Here is a 16106-nt window from a genome sequence, read left to right as displayed (position 1 = left end):
CTAAAAGCCTTTCAGCAGACAGTCAATGGTTCATATTTCTTGTAGCCTTGCTACCCGGCATTGACTGCAATGTCCTCCAAAGTATATATCAAGAATTGGCAATCAGATTTAATTTCCACGTAAACAGCGTTCAATTTCTAGTAAAACACCATTACGCATTTCTATCAAATCATTTGCGGCCTCAATTCTCTCATCCGTCTTATGAGCAAGCCATCATAGAACTATTACGTGAAGAATATGCGTTACAAATTGGCAAAATAGTGGATTTCTCACTCAATCAAGTGTTACTTTTTGACACATTAGCCATTGGACGCTGTGATAATGCAGACTTTTCTTGGCCCAGGACAAATGAAAACCACCAACTCGACATTAGAAACTATTTAAATCAATTCATCGAAACATACAACTATTTAATAAATTCACATTTCTCAAAAATATATGAATCACTACCACCCTATAATACACACAAAGCAGCTGCGTTAATCCTAATAAATACCGAGAACACTGCAGGACAATTATCCATTGTAGAAACAGAAGACGCATCTACTATTTTTATGGAACATCCTGATAATCTTTCGTTACGTATTCACGAGCTAATGCGGCACAGAATAACAGTAAATTTGCCAATCGACTTCTGGGAAATTAAGTATAGCGACCTACAAATGCGTTCACCGCAACTTCATGCGTTGTCAATACTAAGAGAACGCGTAGAAAATGCGTTCAAGAAAAATAGGATTCAAGAATCTTGGGCAATAACCTATTATCGTATTGAAAGTGCTTTGCATCATCTTTGTACAGGGCTTATAAGATTAGAAGCGAATCCTTCAGTTCCGTTTAGTACTGAAATGATTGAGCCGTTATTCCAGCAGTTCAAAACACTTACAGAAAATCGGCCCGACGGTTGGCCTGAGTTTGGCTGGAATAATATGCTTGAATCGTCGTCTAAACAAATATTAGGATTAGAGCGCGCCGTAAGAACCCTGGAAAAACAGAAGAAAGTGTATAGCGGTCCATTATTAACACAGCCTGACCTTCAACCAAGTGGCTACTCGTATATGGCATGGGCACGCTACTCAGCGCCTCAAATGACTATTGCTATTCGAAGATTCTTCGATCTAGTATTTTCAGCTTATCGGCAAATGGTGGAAATCAACTTCCCGTCTTTAGCCAATAAATTTGAGCGTTACAAGCAAAAAGATATCAAGATTTTAGGGGCGCTTACTTACAAATCGCACTTCGGATCAGAAATGAGTAGATTTTATTTCTTACCAAAAGATTTTCCGTTACAAGATAGTGGAAATTTTGAAATTTACGTAGAATGTGATTTAGACAACAGAGATCCTAATATTATCCCTTTTCGCCAAGAGATTATCAAGCGTTTCTCCGATGCGGAGGCTTCAGGCCCTTTGCAGCGTATGGGTCTTAATCCCAGCACATTTATATCCGGCAAATCTCTAATCGAGTATGTCTACAAATGGGTTAAAGAAGATTTAGATGAAGTTATGGGATGGCAAGCAGTGGGAAATCAGCGGCAACACCACCAAAATCGGAATGCAGCAAGCTTTGAGCTTCCGCCTCAGCATAGTTTATATTGGGATATGCACCAATTTGTCGACCCAAGAGATATGTCTGATTGGCCAAGTTTAAGTCTTTGATTAAATCAAGAAAGATTTAAGTAAGTAACATTTCACCGTTAAGATAATCACTTATTCAAGAGCAATCGTTTTCTCAGTACGAGCTAAGTTGCATTATCTACGCAAAAAATTTGTTTACAAAAACAATCAGACAAAATACGGTTACCTGGAGGCTCATTTTCATAGCGCGCCAGAAATTCAAGCCAACATTCAATAGGACTAGTTCAAATATCCTCAATAATACTTTCCATGATACTATTCACTACCGTACACAAAATCGCCGTTGATAATTATTGGGTCTAGCTAGCAAGCAATAAGGTTGCCGTTCTCGGGTATTTTCTTTCTTACCACAGTCAGAAGAGACCCCAATGAACGACAACCTCAAGCGCTATTCTGCCATAATTTTGGCTCTTCGGCAAGTCCTGGGCTACCAGCCAGGCACACATCGAGATCGAAACTTGATGACATTGGCTGCGCTGATCAGTGGTCTGGTCGCCAGCGGCAAAGCCCACTTGCCCGCCATCGCCGCAAAATCGAAGCTGGGCGGCAAACCACAAAGCCGACAGAAGCGTTACACTCGGTGGCTCCAAAACAAGGCGGTTAACTGTGCAAGTTGCTTCTTTCCTTTCGCCAAGGCGATGCTGCAAAGCCTGCCTGCGGGACCGCTGACGCTGATCATGGACGGCAGCGAAGTGGGGCGCGGGTGCTTGGCGTTGATGGTGGCGGTCGCCTATGAGGGGCGAGCACTTCCGCTGGCTTGGACCGTGGTGCGCGGCAAAAAGGGGCACTTCCCTCAAAACGCCCATGTCCAGTTAGCCCAGCAAGTGCGAAACCTGATCCCCGAAGGTCGCGAGGTCGTGTTCCTGGGCGACGGTGAGTTCGATGGCGTGGAACTGCTAGAATGCATCGAGAAATTCGGATGGAAGTACGTTTGCCGTACAGCGAAAAGCACATTGGTTTACTCCGAAACCGATGTGTCGTCGGGATACACAGGCATTCCGATCCGCGATTATGGGGAAGACTTCGGCCTCAAGCCAGGGCAAGGGTTCAGCTATCGAACGCTCTTTTTCACGGGCAAGAAATATGGTCCTGTCCAGGTGGCTGCCGTCTGGGAAAGCGGCCATGAAGAGCCGATCTACCTGGTAACGAACTTGCCTGAATTGGAGCAAGCGCACACATGGTATAAGAAACGATTTCGGATTGAGACGTTCTTCTCAGATCAGAAAAGCCGTGGCTTTCACATCCGCCACAGCCATTTGAGTGATCCCGCGCGCCTGAGCCGTTTGCTGATCGCCAGTTGTCTGGCCTATTATTGGGTGGTTTGCTTAGGGCGACAGGTGCGACAGAAGAATGATCATCGGTTAATTCACCGCACGGATCGATGCGACCTGAGCCTGTTTCGTCTCGGAATGCAATGGCTGGAACATTGCATCAATGAAGGGTGGCGGATCGATGTTTTCTTCGAGCATCAAGAATAGCAGGTGGACGGGATTTTGTGTACGGTAGTGAATGATACTAGGATCATCAATTTTCACTCGTTGAGCCATTGATCATTTCCTCATGCTACAATGCAGACCTATCCCTGAAAGAAGTGCATGGGGTTCAGTGGGAGCGATTCTTCGGCGGCGGCGGACATTTCGTCGGCGTGGCGGTTGTCGTCACGCTGGAAGATGAGGAGGTAGTAGGCGGCGGAGTATTCCTGGCGGCCGGTCCCGGGGGCGGCGAGTTCGTCGAAGGGGCTGAGTTCGTTGACGCCGCTTTCGACGGCGGGCGATTTGCGCCAGGTATCGGCGGCGACGGAGAAAAGTTTCCAGCCTTGTTCGGTGTGCGTGTCGAGAGCGGTCTGCATTCCCTCGTAGTCCGTCAGCATCGTTTTATAAGTCACCATCTCGGATCCCCTCCCGCACAATGGAAGATTGTACCATAGGCTTTTAATTCAAGGCAAGCGGTTACGAAGTTTCTACCCAGGATTCCCCGCCGTCACCACAATGCTGGTCGGAACGGTAACGCCGGTGTCACGCGGGGACTGGACGCCGCTGGCGTCGCGAACGCTCATTTGCGTGGAGGAACCGCCGTCGAGACACATCGCCGCCTGGGCGCGCGCGCCATGCGTCTTGGGGAAGTAGTCTGCAAGAAACTGCGCAAGATCCGTAAACGTAAGCGCGGACGCGATGCCGATCAGCAGATGCTGCGGATGGCCCGGAGCGCCGTCGTACGCCAGGAAGGTGCGCGGGCGGGCGCCTTCGTTCGACAGACGCTCCTTACGGTCGGTGACGACGATCTGGCCGCCATGGATCAGCATGGGGCCGCAGCCGACGGCGCTGTCGATCCGCCAGGGAACGCCGTCTCCGGCGCGGCGGGGCGTTGGAGTATCGTATTGCAGCACGGATTGGGGATTGGCGGGATCGGTCGCGGCCCAAACGATAGAGGGAGTTCCGTCGGAAAAGAGCCCAAAGGCGCTCCGAACATATTGGCCCGCAGCGAGCGTGGCGCTGCCGTGGCCCGTCAGCGGCGGCGCGGTGTGGCGCACGCGGCCGTTTTGAACCAGCAGACCGATGATCTCTTTGACGTCCTTGTGCTCCCGCCCAAAGTATCCGCCGTTGACGGCGCCGACGGCCTTGCGCCGCTCCAGCCATTCGCTTGGGAGAATGCTGGCGCCGACGATGTCGCCATCCACGCGGCGAATACCCTCGGCGGCCACAACCACACGCGCGCCGGAGCTAAGATCGACATCCAGCAGATCGACGCCTTCCGTGGGTCCGGTGGGAAGCGCGGCGTAGGTCACCCCGCGCGTGAGGTTCACGCGCGGATGCTCGGCGGACGTTTCCTCGGGCCGGGTCGTTTTCACGTCAGGCTTTGAGGTTTGGCATCCCGCAAGACAGACGGCGGCGAGGGATAATACGGCGAAACCCCTTCGCCGCCGGGAAAGGCGGCGAAGGGGCGGGTTGGAGAAAGGTTCCATCGGAAACGCCTTTAGCAGTGCCAGTCCACGTTCTGGACTTCTTTGGCGTAGCGGATGATGAACTGCTTGCGCGGCTCGACTTTGTCGCTCATCAGGATCGAGAACATCTCGGCGGCGGCTTCGGCGTCGTCCATGGTGACGCGGCCGATGGTGCGGGTCTCGATGTTCATCGTGGTGTCGTAGAGCTGCTCGGCGTTCATTTCGCCCAGGCCCTTGAAGCGGCCGACCTGAACGTCCTTGCGCTTAATCTCTTTCAGGATCTTGTCACGCTCTTCTGGTGAGCGCGCGTAGTGGCGCAGGTCCTTGCCGGACTTGATCAAGTAGAGCGGCGGCTTGGCGACATACACGTGGCCGCCGGCGATCAGCGGCTGCATGTAGATGAAGAAGAACGTCAGCAGCAGCGTTCGGATATGGTCGCCGTCCACATCGGCGTCCGTCATGATGATGATGCGGTCGTAGCGCAGCTTGGTCATGTCGAACTTGCTGGTGGATTCGCCGTCCTCGTTCTCGTCGCTTTCGAGCTTGATGCCGATGCCCAGCGCCGTGATTAGGCTGCGGACTTCGTTGTTCTCCAGCGCTTTGTCCAAAGCGGCCTTGCCGACGTTGATGATCTTACCGCGCAGCGGCAGGATCGCCTGGTAGCGTCGGTCGCGGCCCTGCTTGGCGCTACCGCCGGCGCTGTCTCCCTCAACCAGGAACAGCTCGCACTTCTTGGGGTCGCGCTCGGTGCAGTCGGACAGCTTACCGGGCAGGTTGGAGTTCTCCAGGCTGCTCTGACGCTTGATCAAGTCCGCTGCCTTGCGCGCGGCGTCGCGCGCCCGCTGCGCCGTCAGAGCCTTATCGACAATGCGCTTGCCGACGTTGGGATTCTCTTCCAGGAACTGGCTGAGCCCCTCGCCCACGATCGAGTTGACAATCCCTTCGACTTCCGAGTTGCCCAGCTTCGCCTTGGTCTGGCCTTCAAACTGCGGCTTGAACAAACGAACGGAAATGACGGCGGTCAGGCCCTCACGAACATCGTCGCCGGAGAGGTTTGTATCTTTCTCCTTCAGCGCGCCGCTCTTTTTGGCGTAAGAGTTGATGACACGGGTCAGCGCCGAGCGGAAGCCCGACAGGTGGGTGCCGCCCTCTTTCGTATGCACGTTGTTCGCAAACGAAAGCACCGTCTCCGAATAGCTCGTGTTGTACTGGAGCGCGATCTCGACCTGAACCTCATCGCGCATCTTAATGAAATAAATCGCATTCGCGAGAACAGTATTGTTCTCGTTCAGGTGCTCGACTTTCTCCGCAATGCCGCGCTCGTAGTGATAGGTCTTCGGCTCGGCGCCGCTCAGGATGTCGTGGAAGTGGATCGTTACTTCACGGTTCAAGTAGCAGGTGTTGCGGATACGATCTTCGAAAATTTCAGGCTTGTAGTTGTATTCCCCAAAGATTTCCGTATCGGCGAGCCATGTCAGCGTCGTGCCGTGACCGTCGGACTTGCCGACAACTTTCAAGCCGCCCTGCGGAATGCCGCGCTCGCAGCGCAGCAGGAACTTCTGTCCCTTTTGCTCTACGACGGCTTCACACCATTCGGATAGGAAGTTGACGCAGCTCAAGCCGACGCCGTGTAGGCCGCCCGAGACTTTATAGCCACCATCACCGAACTTGCCGCCGGCGTTTAGCTTCGTCATCGCCAGCTCCACGCCCGAAAGACCAGTCGCGGTGTTAATGCCAGTAGGGATACCATTGCCGTCATCACGCACGCTGATCGATTTGTCGGCGTTAAGGACGACCCAGATCTCGCTCGCACGACCAGCCAGCACTTCATCGATACTGTTGTCGACGATCTCATACATCAGGTGATGCAGACCGGCCTGCCCCGTATCGCCAATATACATGGCGGGGCGATGACGCACGTGCTCGACGCCTTCCAGCAGGCGGAGACTGTCTGCGGTGTACTCCGTGGTGACGTGGCTCATCCGCGCGCCGTCGGCCGCATCCACCTCGGTGATGACCTGCTTGCCTTCCGTGTCCAGCAGCGCGTACGCGCCATCCAAGTCCTGGGATTCCGCGTCGCTCCCGGCTGCGTCGCCGGCGTTTTTTGCCGCCAACGCGCGTTCGATCACTTCGTCTTTTAACGTGTTGCCTTGCGCCATAACGTGTCGTTGCTCCTACACCAAATCACTCGCATTGGAATCTATCAACAACTGCCAATGAGTTGCCGAATTTGTGTATATATTATAGCATATTCTGTGACAAGTGTCAACGATTCCGACCCTATTCCCCGATGGGAACGGTCAGATTCGCAAGCTTTTGGAAGTGGGGCGCGCCGCGCCTCAAAGTGACGATCGTCAGCTCCGGCGGCGTCAGAAATCGCAGGGCCAAACCGCTTACGCCCAGCCCGCGCGTGACGTACAATTGCGTGCGCCCAGGCGCGATTCCGATCACTTTGCGCAGCTTGTAACCGCCATAATATCCACTGCTCATCTGCTTGCCAAACAGGCTGTGTGTATAAGGCGCGCCGACAAAGGGAAAACGAATCTGGCCGCCGTGGGTATGCCCGGACAGCACCACATCCACGCCATGCACCACGGCCTCCGCAATGCTATCCGGGCTGTGCATCAGCAGCAGGACGAACGCGCCGGCGGGAGCGCCCGCCAGCGCGTCCGGCAGGCGATCCAGGTCGTTCACGGGATCGTCGACGCCCGCGAGCACAATGGTCTCCCCTCTCCGCTCAATCGTCGTGTGTGCGTTGAGCAAGGGATGCAGACCATGCCCCGCGAGCTGCGCGGCAAATAGCCCCGGGCGCACGCCGTTCTTGTGCTCGGAGTTGCCGAAGACGGAAAACGCGCCGTCGCGCGATTGGAAGGATTTGGCGAGCTCGAAGAACGGCTCGGTCCCGGCGCGCGTGTGGATCAAGTCACCCGTGAGGGCAATGAGGTCGGCGGGCGGAAGCGCGTCCAGGATGGCGCGGATCTTGCGTTCGCGGCGGCCCATCTGGCGCATGTGGAAATCGGAGAGCTGGTAGATCGTGTACCCGTCGAACGCCTGCGGCAGCCGAGGGGTCGTCAGCTCGATGTGCTCGATTCGGATATCGTAGGGCTCAACGGCGGCGGAGTAAGCGAGCGCGGCGGCCGCCGCCGCGCCCACGGCCCCGACGGCCGTCAGGACTGACTTGCGCATGGGGTCAGTCGCTCCCCTTGCGCGCGACGCACGCCACGGTGAGACCGAACGGCAGCGGGGCACGCTGAACGAGCTCCGCCTCTTTGCGCAGAATGCTGATCAGCGCCTTGTTGACGGGAGCCGAGAATTCGATCAAATTCGCCTTTTTCTCCCCGTCTTTATTGCGCTTCGGCAATAGGTTCTGAAGCTTACGGTATGTCCAAGCCAATGGAAACAGCGAAGTCACAGCGTAAGAAAGCTTTTCAACGTTGAGGCCCACACGCTGAAAGACATCTTTCAAAGATCCCGACGTATAGCGCCGGTAATGGTGCAGCGCTTCATCGTGCTCGCTCCAGAGCGACTGGTAGGCCGGCACCGTCACGAAAACCCGTCCACCGGGCTTGAGCACGCGCAGGATTTCGGACATGGCCGCCTTGTCGTTGTCGATATGCTCGACAACGTCCATCGCGGTCACGATGTCAAACGAATCCGTGGCGAAGGGCAAGCGGCGGGCGTCGGCGCGGGCCAGGGTCTGTTCGGGATTGCGCTCCCGGCAGAAGCGCAGCGCCTCCAGCGCGAAGTCCGCGCCGGTCACCTGACCGAAGTCAGACAGATCTTCGAGCATCGCGCCGGTGCCGCAGCCGATATCGAGAATGCGCAGATCCGATTTTCGGGGGTAATGGGTTTCGATCAGCGAGACAATCAAGTGGCGGCGGCTGACGAACCACCAGTATGTATCCTCAAACCGATACATACGCTCATATTCTTCGTGTTTCATACTTTGGTGTCGATTGGGAGAACGGACGGCGATGGGGACTTAAGACGGCGATGGAGAACCCGAATGGTTGCGAGATCGTAAAGAGTTTTGAGGCCGTCACGCACCATGCTCACCTTCGAGCCGTCTTTATGCGACCACCGAATGGGGACTTCGGTGATGGTGTAGCCAAGCCGCCGCGCGATATACAGCGCTTCGCAGTCAAAAGCAAACCCATCGAGTTCGCAGCGCGAGAATACGTCTTTCGTCGCATCGGCCGTAAAGATCTTAAAGCCGCACTGCGTATCCGCGATGCCCGGCACTGCTAAGAGCTGAACGGCTTGATTGAAACCGCGTCCCAGCACCTCACGGTACCACGGCTGATGGACCATGAGATTGGACTGCTGCAGCGGACGCGAGCCGATCCCGACCTGCGCGCCATCCCGCTCCATCGCCGCCACCACATGCGCGTACTCTTCCACGGGGGTCGCAAGGTCCGCGTCGCAGAACAAGCGCCGCTCGTAGATGCCGCGCAGCATCCCGTAGCGCACGGCGTAGCCCTTGCCGCGATTGCCGCCATACGAGAGACACTGGACAGGATATTGCGGATGCGCCTTTTCAAAGTCGGCCACGACCTGCGCCGTTCGGTCCCGGCTGCCGTCGTCCACCACTAAGATTTCGTATTCCTCGCCGAGGGATTGGAAGTACTCCGCCGTGGCGGTCAGCGTAGCGGGAAGCCGAAGCTCTTCATCGAACGCAGGGATGATAACAGATACTGACATTGTCTCTCATTATGGGGACAGAAATGGGGAATTGTCAAGCAAACTGTTGCGCACTCAGGCGCATGAACCACGCCGCCAATCGCACGCTGCTGCTCACACATCACGAGAGGATAAGGCGGACGTCAAAATCGTCTCCATGGCCGCAGTCTTCTGCCGCTTGTAACGCTCCCCATCGCCTTGGGCCGTTTCCGCCGCCTGGCGCTTGACGGCTTCATACCAACACCGGTCCTCACCGCAGGCGACGAGCCAATCGCGAAAAGCAATGTCCTTTTCATAATCGTCACAGCTTAGACCGATGAGATGCGCATGATATATTCGTTCGATTCCATCGCTGTCGGGGAAGGTCGCCTTGTGGAACAACCGGCCTACACCGCCAGCACGCGGCCTGAGTTCATAGCCCGCCTCGCACAATCGATCGGAATATGGAGCAAGCTCAGTCGAATGAGCGATCACGAACATGTCGATCACGCCCTTTCCGCCAAGGCCAGGCACGGCGGTGCTTCCAATATGCTCGATGCTGCAATCCAGCCCAAGACATGCCAGGAGACGCGCTTTCTCCTGCTGGAAGAGTTGCGGATAACGCAGGTCGTATGGCTTAAAGGCGTATTTCTCTGACGTCGTATTCATCTTGTGTACGATGGCAAAGCAAGAGCCGCCCTGAAACTCAGAGCGGCTCTTATCTATATTCCTAACTTACGGATGACGTTTAGCGAGGTCGGCGCGAGGCGCCGCGATCGAAGCCGCCGCCACTGCCGCCGCCATAACCACCACCGCCACTGCGATTGCCGCCGTAGCCGCCGCCGCGGAAGTTTCCGCCGCCGCCACCGCCGCCGAAGCGACCGCGACCGCCGCTGCTGCGGCGACCTTCATCGGCCGAGGGCGGGTTCGGGTCGAGACGCTGGCCGACGAGCTTTTCGATCGCGCGCAGCTGGGCGGTGTCGCCGTGCGTCACGAAGGTGAACGCCTTGCCGGAGCGGCCCGCGCGGCCGGTGCGGCCGATGCGGTGGATGTAGTCTTCGGCGCAGACCGGGACATCGTAGTTGATGACGTGCGTGATGTGCGGGACGTCGATGCCGCGAGCGGCGACGTCAGTGGCGACCAGGACATCGATCCGCTTGGCGCGGAAGCGGGCCAGGACGCGCTCACGCTGGTTCTGCGAGATATCGCCATGGATACATCCGCTGCGCATACCGGCTTCGGCCAGGATCTGGTCGAGGCGGTCGGCGCCGTGACGGGTGCGGGTGAAGACCAGGGCGCCGCCTTCGACTTCCTTGGCTTCGCCCAGAAGCGTCATGAGCAGGTCGCCCTTCTCATGCTGGGTAACGCGGTGAACGATCTGCTCGATCAGCGAAACCGCCGTGGAGCGCGGCTGCGCATTGACGATCTCAGGATCGGTCAAATAAGCGCGGGCCAGCTTCTCGACATCGCCGTCCATCGTCGCGGAGAACAGCATGGTCTGCCGGCCTTCGTCGGGGATGGTGGAGACGATCCGCTTGACCTGCGGCATGAAGCCCATGTCCAGCAGGCGGTCGGCTTCATCGAGTACGAGAATGGAGACCTTCGAGAGGTCGACATTCCCCTGCTCCATATGGTCGAACAAACGACCAGGCGTGGCGATGATGACATCGACGCCGCGGCGCAGCCGCATAATCTGCTGGCCCATGCCCGCGCCGCCGTAGATGGCGACGCCGCGAAGGCCGGTGCCCTTGCCGTACAGTGCGAAGTTGTTCTCGACTTGAACCGCGAGTTCGCGGGTCGGAACCAGGATCAGCGCACGCGGGTGGCTGTGTCCCGCGCCTTCGGACTGCGACAGAATGTTCAAAATGGTGAGCGCGTAAACGGCGGTCTTGCCGCCGCCGGTCTGGGCGCAGGCGATCAGGTCGCCGCCGGTCAGGGCCGCAGGCAGGGAAAGCTGCTGGATTTCGGTAGGTACGTCATGGCTGGCAGCGGCAAGGTTGCGCTGCAGGGTTTCCGACAAGGGAAGCTCTGAAAAAGTTTGCAAAAAGTGGTCCTTTTCTCCTCCGGTCGTGTGGAGGAAGGCCGCGCTCCGCCTCAGATGGCGACATGGCGGCAAGCGAGTCCCATTCCACTCACAGTAATCGACCGGCGCAAGAAAAGCGAGGCAACATGTCCCGGTCGTAGTAAATTGCTGGCCTCTGTACGGAGAGTTGAACCTCTCCCGGGCTTTAATTGGGAAAGAAGCTAGCGGTGGATTGAAACTAACAGCGATAGTGTACCCCAAGAAGGCCGGTTTGTCAAAGCGGATTGGCGATCTGGACGGAAACAGGTATCATAGATGCTTAAAGCACGCGTCAAGATTCTGAGGGAGCGTGCAGTGAGAAATTGTCATGAACGATTATGATGTGATAGTCATTGGCGCCGGACATGCCGGCGCGGAGGCGGCGCTGGCGGCGGCGCGGGTCGGGGCGCGGACGGCTGTGCTGACGCTGGACCTGGACAAAGTAGCCTTGATGCCGTGCAACTGCTCCATTGGCGGCCCGGCGAAGGGGCATCTCGTACGCGAGATCGACGCGCTGGGCGGCCAGATGGGCATTAACGCCGACCGAACGCTCACGCATATCCGTATGCTGAATACGGGCAAGGGACCGGCCGTCCAGGCCCTGCGCGGCCAGTGCGACACCAAACTTTATTCACAGACGATGCGCGCCACTTTGGAAGCGACGGAGAATATCGATCTGCTGGCCGGCGCCGCCGACGATCTGGTGATTGAGAACGGCGCCGTGGCGGGAGTACGCACGCATACAGGCGAAGTCCTGCGCGCGCCGAGCGTCGTCATCACCACGGGGACGTTCCTGCGCGGCATGATCCACATTGGCGACCAGCGCATTCCCGCCGGACGCACCGGCGAGGCGCCCTCGGTCGCGCTTTCGGACACCATCCGTGGGCTGGGTTTCCCCACCGTGCGCCTGAAAACAGGAACGACGCCGCGCATTGACAAAAAGACGATCGACTTCTCGAAGACTCAGCCGATCGAGTCCGAGCCCGATTCGCCGCCGTTCAGCTTCATGCATGACGCCGTCAATATCGACGGCCTCCTCCCCTCGTGGCTGACTTACACGAACGCACAGACCCGCGATGTGATCCAGGCGAACCTGCACCGGTCGGCCATGTACGGCGGGCATATCGAAGGGCTGGGGCCGCGCTACTGCCCGAGCATCGAAGACAAGATCGTCAAATTCAGCCAGCGCGAGAGCCATCAGGTCTTTCTGGAACAAGAAGGCTGGGACACGGATTCCATCTATGTCCAGGGAACCAGCACGTCGCTTCCCGCTGAAGTCCAATTAGAGTTCCTGCACACCATTCCCGGTTTGGAAGAATGCGTGATGCTGAAGGCCGGCTACGCCGTTGAGTACGATGCCGTCCCGGCGACCGAACTGACCCACGCGCTCATGACCAAGCGTCTGCCCGGCCTGTTTCTGGCGGGACAGATCAACGGCACATCGGGCTACGAAGAAGCCGGCGCGCAGGGCCTGATGGCCGGCGCCAACGCCGCGCTGCGCTCGCTCGGACGCAATCCGTTCGTCTTGAAGCGCTCCGAAGCCTATATCGGCGTGATGATCGACGATCTCGTGACCAAGGGCGCCGACGAACCCTATCGCCTGCTCACCTCCCGCGCCGAGCACCGTCTGCTGCTGCGCCAAGACAACGCCGATCTGCGCCTGACCGAGTTCGGACGCGCCGCCGGCCTCGTCCCGGACGAGCGCTGGGAACGGTTCCAGGAAAAGCGCGACGCCGTGGAAGTTGAAAAGGCGCGCCTGCGCACCACTTATCTCACGGGCGCGCACAACGCGCAGCTCACATCGCTCGGCCTCGCGCCGATCAGCCAGCGGACCTCGCTCGAAGAGCTTCTGCGCCGGCCAGAGATGCGCTATGGCGGCCTGGAGGTTCTTTCCTCCGGCCCGGCCGTCCCGCCGATCATCGCCGAGCAGGTCGAGATTCAGGTGAAGTACGACGGGTATATCAAACGCCAGCAGGAACAAGTGATCGCGGCGAGCCGCCGGGAAGATGTCGCCATTCCCGAGGCGTTCGACTACGCCCCGATCCGCGCGATCTCCACGGAAGGACGCGAAAAGCTAAAGCGCGTGCGCCCCGCCACCCTCGGCCAAGCCTCCCGAGTCCCCGGCGTCACGCCCGCCGACATCGCCGTCCTCAGCGTCTATCTGGAGCAGTCACGCCGCGCCGCGCCTGCGTTGGTCTGATCGCTCCCAAAAATAGAGTTGATTCACTCCCCTCACGCCCTATCCGTCATCCCAAAACGCGATAGGGCGCAAATCCCATACAATACAGTACAAATCCCAGCAATTCTACGGAAAAACTCTTGACGCTCCTTTTCATATCGTGTAACATAGGGACGCGCATTCCCTTGAATGTGAAAGGAGTCCACCTGACTTGAAACGCCGATTTTCTCCCTGGACCGCAGCCGTCGCCATGATGCTCGGCGTCGCCTCCACCGGGGCGTTCGCTCAAAACGATAATCCCGCCCCGCCGGCCCCGCCCGCAAACACCGCGCCCGCCAACCCGGCGCCGCCCGCGCCGCCGGCAACAAACGAAATGCCGCCTCCGGCCCCGCCCGCCAATCCGGGACCGCCCATGCCTCCGCCGCCGTCCGCTCCCGCTCCGGCCCCGCCAAAGCCTAAGCATCTCGTCGCTCCTCCCGGAGTCGCCGCGACCGTCAATGGCGAAAAGATCACCACGTCACAGGTCTCCACTCTCGCGCTCAAAATGGACGGCGCCCGAGTGGCCGACCAGCTTATCAGCAACCTCCTGATCACTCAGGAAGCCAAGAAGAAAAAAATCACCGTCTCTCCCACCGAGATGGCGGCGCGCGTCGCGGAAGCGCGGCAGCAGATCAAGCAGCAGTATCCGACACGGACCCTGGAAGACCTGCTCGATCAGAACCATCTGACCCTGGCCGACCTCAAGGAGCGGATTCGCATCGGCGTGCTCGCCGAGAAACTCGCCGGCGGCAACTTCAAGCCCACTCCGTCGGTGCACGTTCGCCACATCTTGATCCTGACGCAGAACCCGATGGGCGCCCCGGACGCCAAGCCGCATACCGAAGCCGAGGCCCAGGAGCTCATCACAAAGATTCAGGCCGAGCTGAAAGCAGGCAAGAAGTTCGAAGACCTCGCGAAGCAGTACTCCGAGGACCAGAACAACAAGGAACGGGGCGGCGATCTGGGCATCATCAACGCGCAGACTGGCTTCGATCCAGGCTTCCTTCAGGCGGCGCTCAAACTGAAAAAGGGCGAAGTCACGGCCACGCCGGTCAAGTCCGTTTATGGCCTCCACTTGATCAAGGCGGACAGCACCAGCACGGATCCGACGCCCGCGGACAAGCCGCTCTACGATGCGGCGAACAAGCAGGCTCAGCAGCAGCAGCTCGCGGCGGTTGTCCCGGCGTACTTGCAGCAGCTGCGCACGAAGGCCAAGATCGTCAATTATCTGGGCCAGTAGTCGCGCGAAATTCCGTCAGAGGATCCTTACATGCCGCAAAAGACATTGAACGTGGGGTTGATCGGTTATAAGTTCATGGGCAAGGCCCACTCGAACGCCTACCGCCAGGTCGGCAGGTTTTTCGACGAGCTTGAAGTCAAACCCGTTTTGAAGGCCATTTGCGGCCGCAATGAGGCCGGCGTCCAGCGCGCCGCCGGCCTCATGGGCTGGGAGGGATATGAGACGGATTGGCGCACGCTGATCGCCCGCGACGACATCGATATCATCGATATCGCCGTTCCCGGCAATCTGCACGCCGAGATCGCCATCGCCGCCGCCAGGGCCGGCAAGACGATCCTCTGTGAAAAGCCCCTCGGCAACACCGCCGAGGAGGCAAAAGCCATGTACGACGCCGTCCGCGAGGCCGGTGTCAAACACGCCATCTATTTCAACTATCGCAAGATGCCCGCGATCACGCTGGCGAAGCAGCTCATTGACGAAGGCGCGATCGGCAAGATCTACCACTGGCGCGGCACCTACCTTCAGGACTGGATCGTCGATCCCAATTTCCCCCTCGTTTGGCGCCTGCGTAAGGACCTCGCGGGCAGCGGCGTCAACGGCGACCTCAACGCGCACCTCGTCGATACCGCCCGCTGGCTGGTCGGCGAAATTTCCGAAGTTTCGTCCGTAATGGAAACTTTTGTCAAACAGCGTCCCGAACTCGCCGCGACCGACGATCGCATGGGCGGCGTCGCCTCCGACGTTATGGGCGAAGTGACCGTCGAAGACGCTTCTCTCTTCCTCGCCCGCTTCAATAACGGCGCCCTCGGCACGTTCGAAGCCTCCCGCTTCGCCTTGGGCCGCAAGAACTACAACCAGTTCGAGATCAACGGCAGCAAGGGCAGCGTCCAGTTCAACATGGAGCGCCCGAACGAGCTGAACATCTACACCGAAGACACCCACGCCGGCACCTTCGGCTACCGCACCGTCAGCGTCACCAGCGGCCAAGACCCTTACAGCGGCCACTACTGGCCCACCGCCCACAACATCGGCTACGAGCACAGCTTCATCAACTTCCTCTTCGACGTGTTTACAGCGCTTGGGAAGGGCGAAATGCCCTCGCCGAACTTCTACGATGGCTATGTGAATAACGTGATTTTGGAGACGGTGGAGAAGGCGGCGGAGTCAAAGAAGTGGGAGAGCGTGCCTTCCTGACCTACCCTCCGGCCTCCGGCCGCCCGTCTCCGTATGACCCACCCCGGCGCTACGCGCCACCCCTCCCTTGAAGCAGGGAAGGGTAGTTCGGATTTTGTTATCGAGAGCGGCTTTCGTCCGAGCATCTCTTTCCAACCCTTCCCTGCTTCAAGGGAGGG

Annotated in this window: 13 protein-coding genes; 5 read left to right on the top strand and 8 right to left on the bottom strand. The window is 58.1% G+C overall.

Translation table 11 applies throughout. The annotated features are described in order from the left end of the window. Together ABIZ35_RS04895 and ABIZ35_RS04890 are read left to right on the top strand one after the other, a co-directional pair. The coding region (locus ABIZ35_RS04895) for a hypothetical protein (protein ID WP_348218751.1) at window positions 1–1655 on the top strand (1655 nt) is incomplete at its 5' end. A 347-nt stretch (window positions 1656–2002) separates the two neighbouring features. Further along, a complete protein-coding gene (locus ABIZ35_RS04890) occupies window positions 2003–3112 on the top strand; it encodes an IS4 family transposase (protein WP_348218750.1) in 1110 nt (369 codons plus the stop codon). A gap of 98 nt (window positions 3113–3210) precedes the next feature. On the opposite strand, the gene ABIZ35_RS04885 is transcribed toward ABIZ35_RS04890, so the two are convergent. From ABIZ35_RS04885 to ABIZ35_RS04850, 8 genes are all read right to left on the bottom strand, one after another. Beyond that, window positions 3211–3522, bottom strand: a complete 312-nt coding sequence (locus tag ABIZ35_RS04885) for a hypothetical protein (protein ID WP_348218749.1) — start codon at window positions 3520–3522, stop codon at window positions 3211–3213. Between the two features lie 72 nt (window positions 3523–3594). Next, on the bottom strand, window positions 3595–4596 hold the full coding sequence (locus tag ABIZ35_RS04880; protein WP_348218748.1) for a phosphodiester glycosidase family protein: 1002 nt from the start codon (window positions 4594–4596) through the stop codon (window positions 3595–3597). Between the two features lie 11 nt (window positions 4597–4607). Further along, window positions 4608–6557, bottom strand: coding sequence for a DNA gyrase subunit B (locus ABIZ35_RS04875; RefSeq protein WP_348218752.1), 1950 nt, complete (start codon window positions 6555–6557; stop codon window positions 4608–4610). Window positions 6558–6855: 298 nt separating this feature from the next. Next, complete coding sequence (locus tag ABIZ35_RS04870; protein ID WP_348218747.1) at window positions 6856–7761, bottom strand: metallophosphoesterase; 906 nt, start codon at window positions 7759–7761, stop codon at window positions 6856–6858. Between the two features lie 4 nt (window positions 7762–7765). Next, the gene (locus ABIZ35_RS04865) at window positions 7766–8518 is read right to left on the bottom strand and encodes a methyltransferase domain-containing protein (RefSeq protein WP_348218746.1); all 753 of its coding nucleotides are present in this window, start codon (window positions 8516–8518) and stop codon (window positions 7766–7768) included. Further along, window positions 8515–9276 carry a dolichyl-phosphate beta-glucosyltransferase gene (locus ABIZ35_RS04860; protein WP_348218745.1) on the bottom strand — a complete coding sequence of 254 codons (762 nt, stop codon included), beginning with the start codon at window positions 9274–9276 and terminating at the stop codon, window positions 8515–8517. The genes ABIZ35_RS04865 and ABIZ35_RS04860 overlap by 4 nt, the downstream gene beginning before the upstream one ends. A gap of 93 nt (window positions 9277–9369) precedes the next feature. Continuing rightward, entirely contained in the window at window positions 9370–9903 is a 534-nt protein-coding gene (locus ABIZ35_RS04855) for a GrpB family protein (protein WP_348218744.1), read from the bottom strand. A gap of 79 nt (window positions 9904–9982) precedes the next feature. Continuing rightward, window positions 9983–11278 (bottom strand): DEAD/DEAH box helicase, encoded by a 1296-nt coding sequence (locus tag ABIZ35_RS04850; protein WP_348218743.1) that lies wholly within the window; start codon window positions 11276–11278, stop codon window positions 9983–9985. Window positions 11279–11624: 346 nt separating this feature from the next. Here ABIZ35_RS04850 and mnmG point away from each other — a divergent pair, with 346 nt between their 5' ends. The 3 genes from mnmG to ABIZ35_RS04835 all read left to right on the top strand — a co-directional run bounded on the left by mnmG (window position 11625) and on the right by ABIZ35_RS04835 (window position 15948). Beyond that, window positions 11625–13496, top strand: coding sequence for a tRNA uridine-5-carboxymethylaminomethyl(34) synthesis enzyme MnmG (mnmG, locus tag ABIZ35_RS04845; protein WP_348218742.1), 1872 nt, complete (start codon window positions 11625–11627; stop codon window positions 13494–13496). 190 nt (window positions 13497–13686) lie between these two features. Next, on the top strand, window positions 13687–14754 hold the full coding sequence (locus ABIZ35_RS04840) for a peptidylprolyl isomerase (protein ID WP_348218741.1): 1068 nt from the start codon (window positions 13687–13689) through the stop codon (window positions 14752–14754). Window positions 14755–14784: 30 nt separating this feature from the next. Beyond that, complete coding sequence (locus tag ABIZ35_RS04835; RefSeq protein WP_348218740.1) at window positions 14785–15948, top strand: Gfo/Idh/MocA family oxidoreductase; 1164 nt, start codon at window positions 14785–14787, stop codon at window positions 15946–15948. Window positions 15949–16106: the final 158 nt, after the last annotated feature.

This window comes from Capsulimonas sp., from assembly GCF_039929585.1.
GTDB lineage: Bacteria > Armatimonadota > Armatimonadia > Armatimonadales > Capsulimonadaceae > Capsulimonas.
Note: the sequence above shows the minus strand (reverse complement) of the source record. Positions and strands in the feature narration are given on the sequence as shown.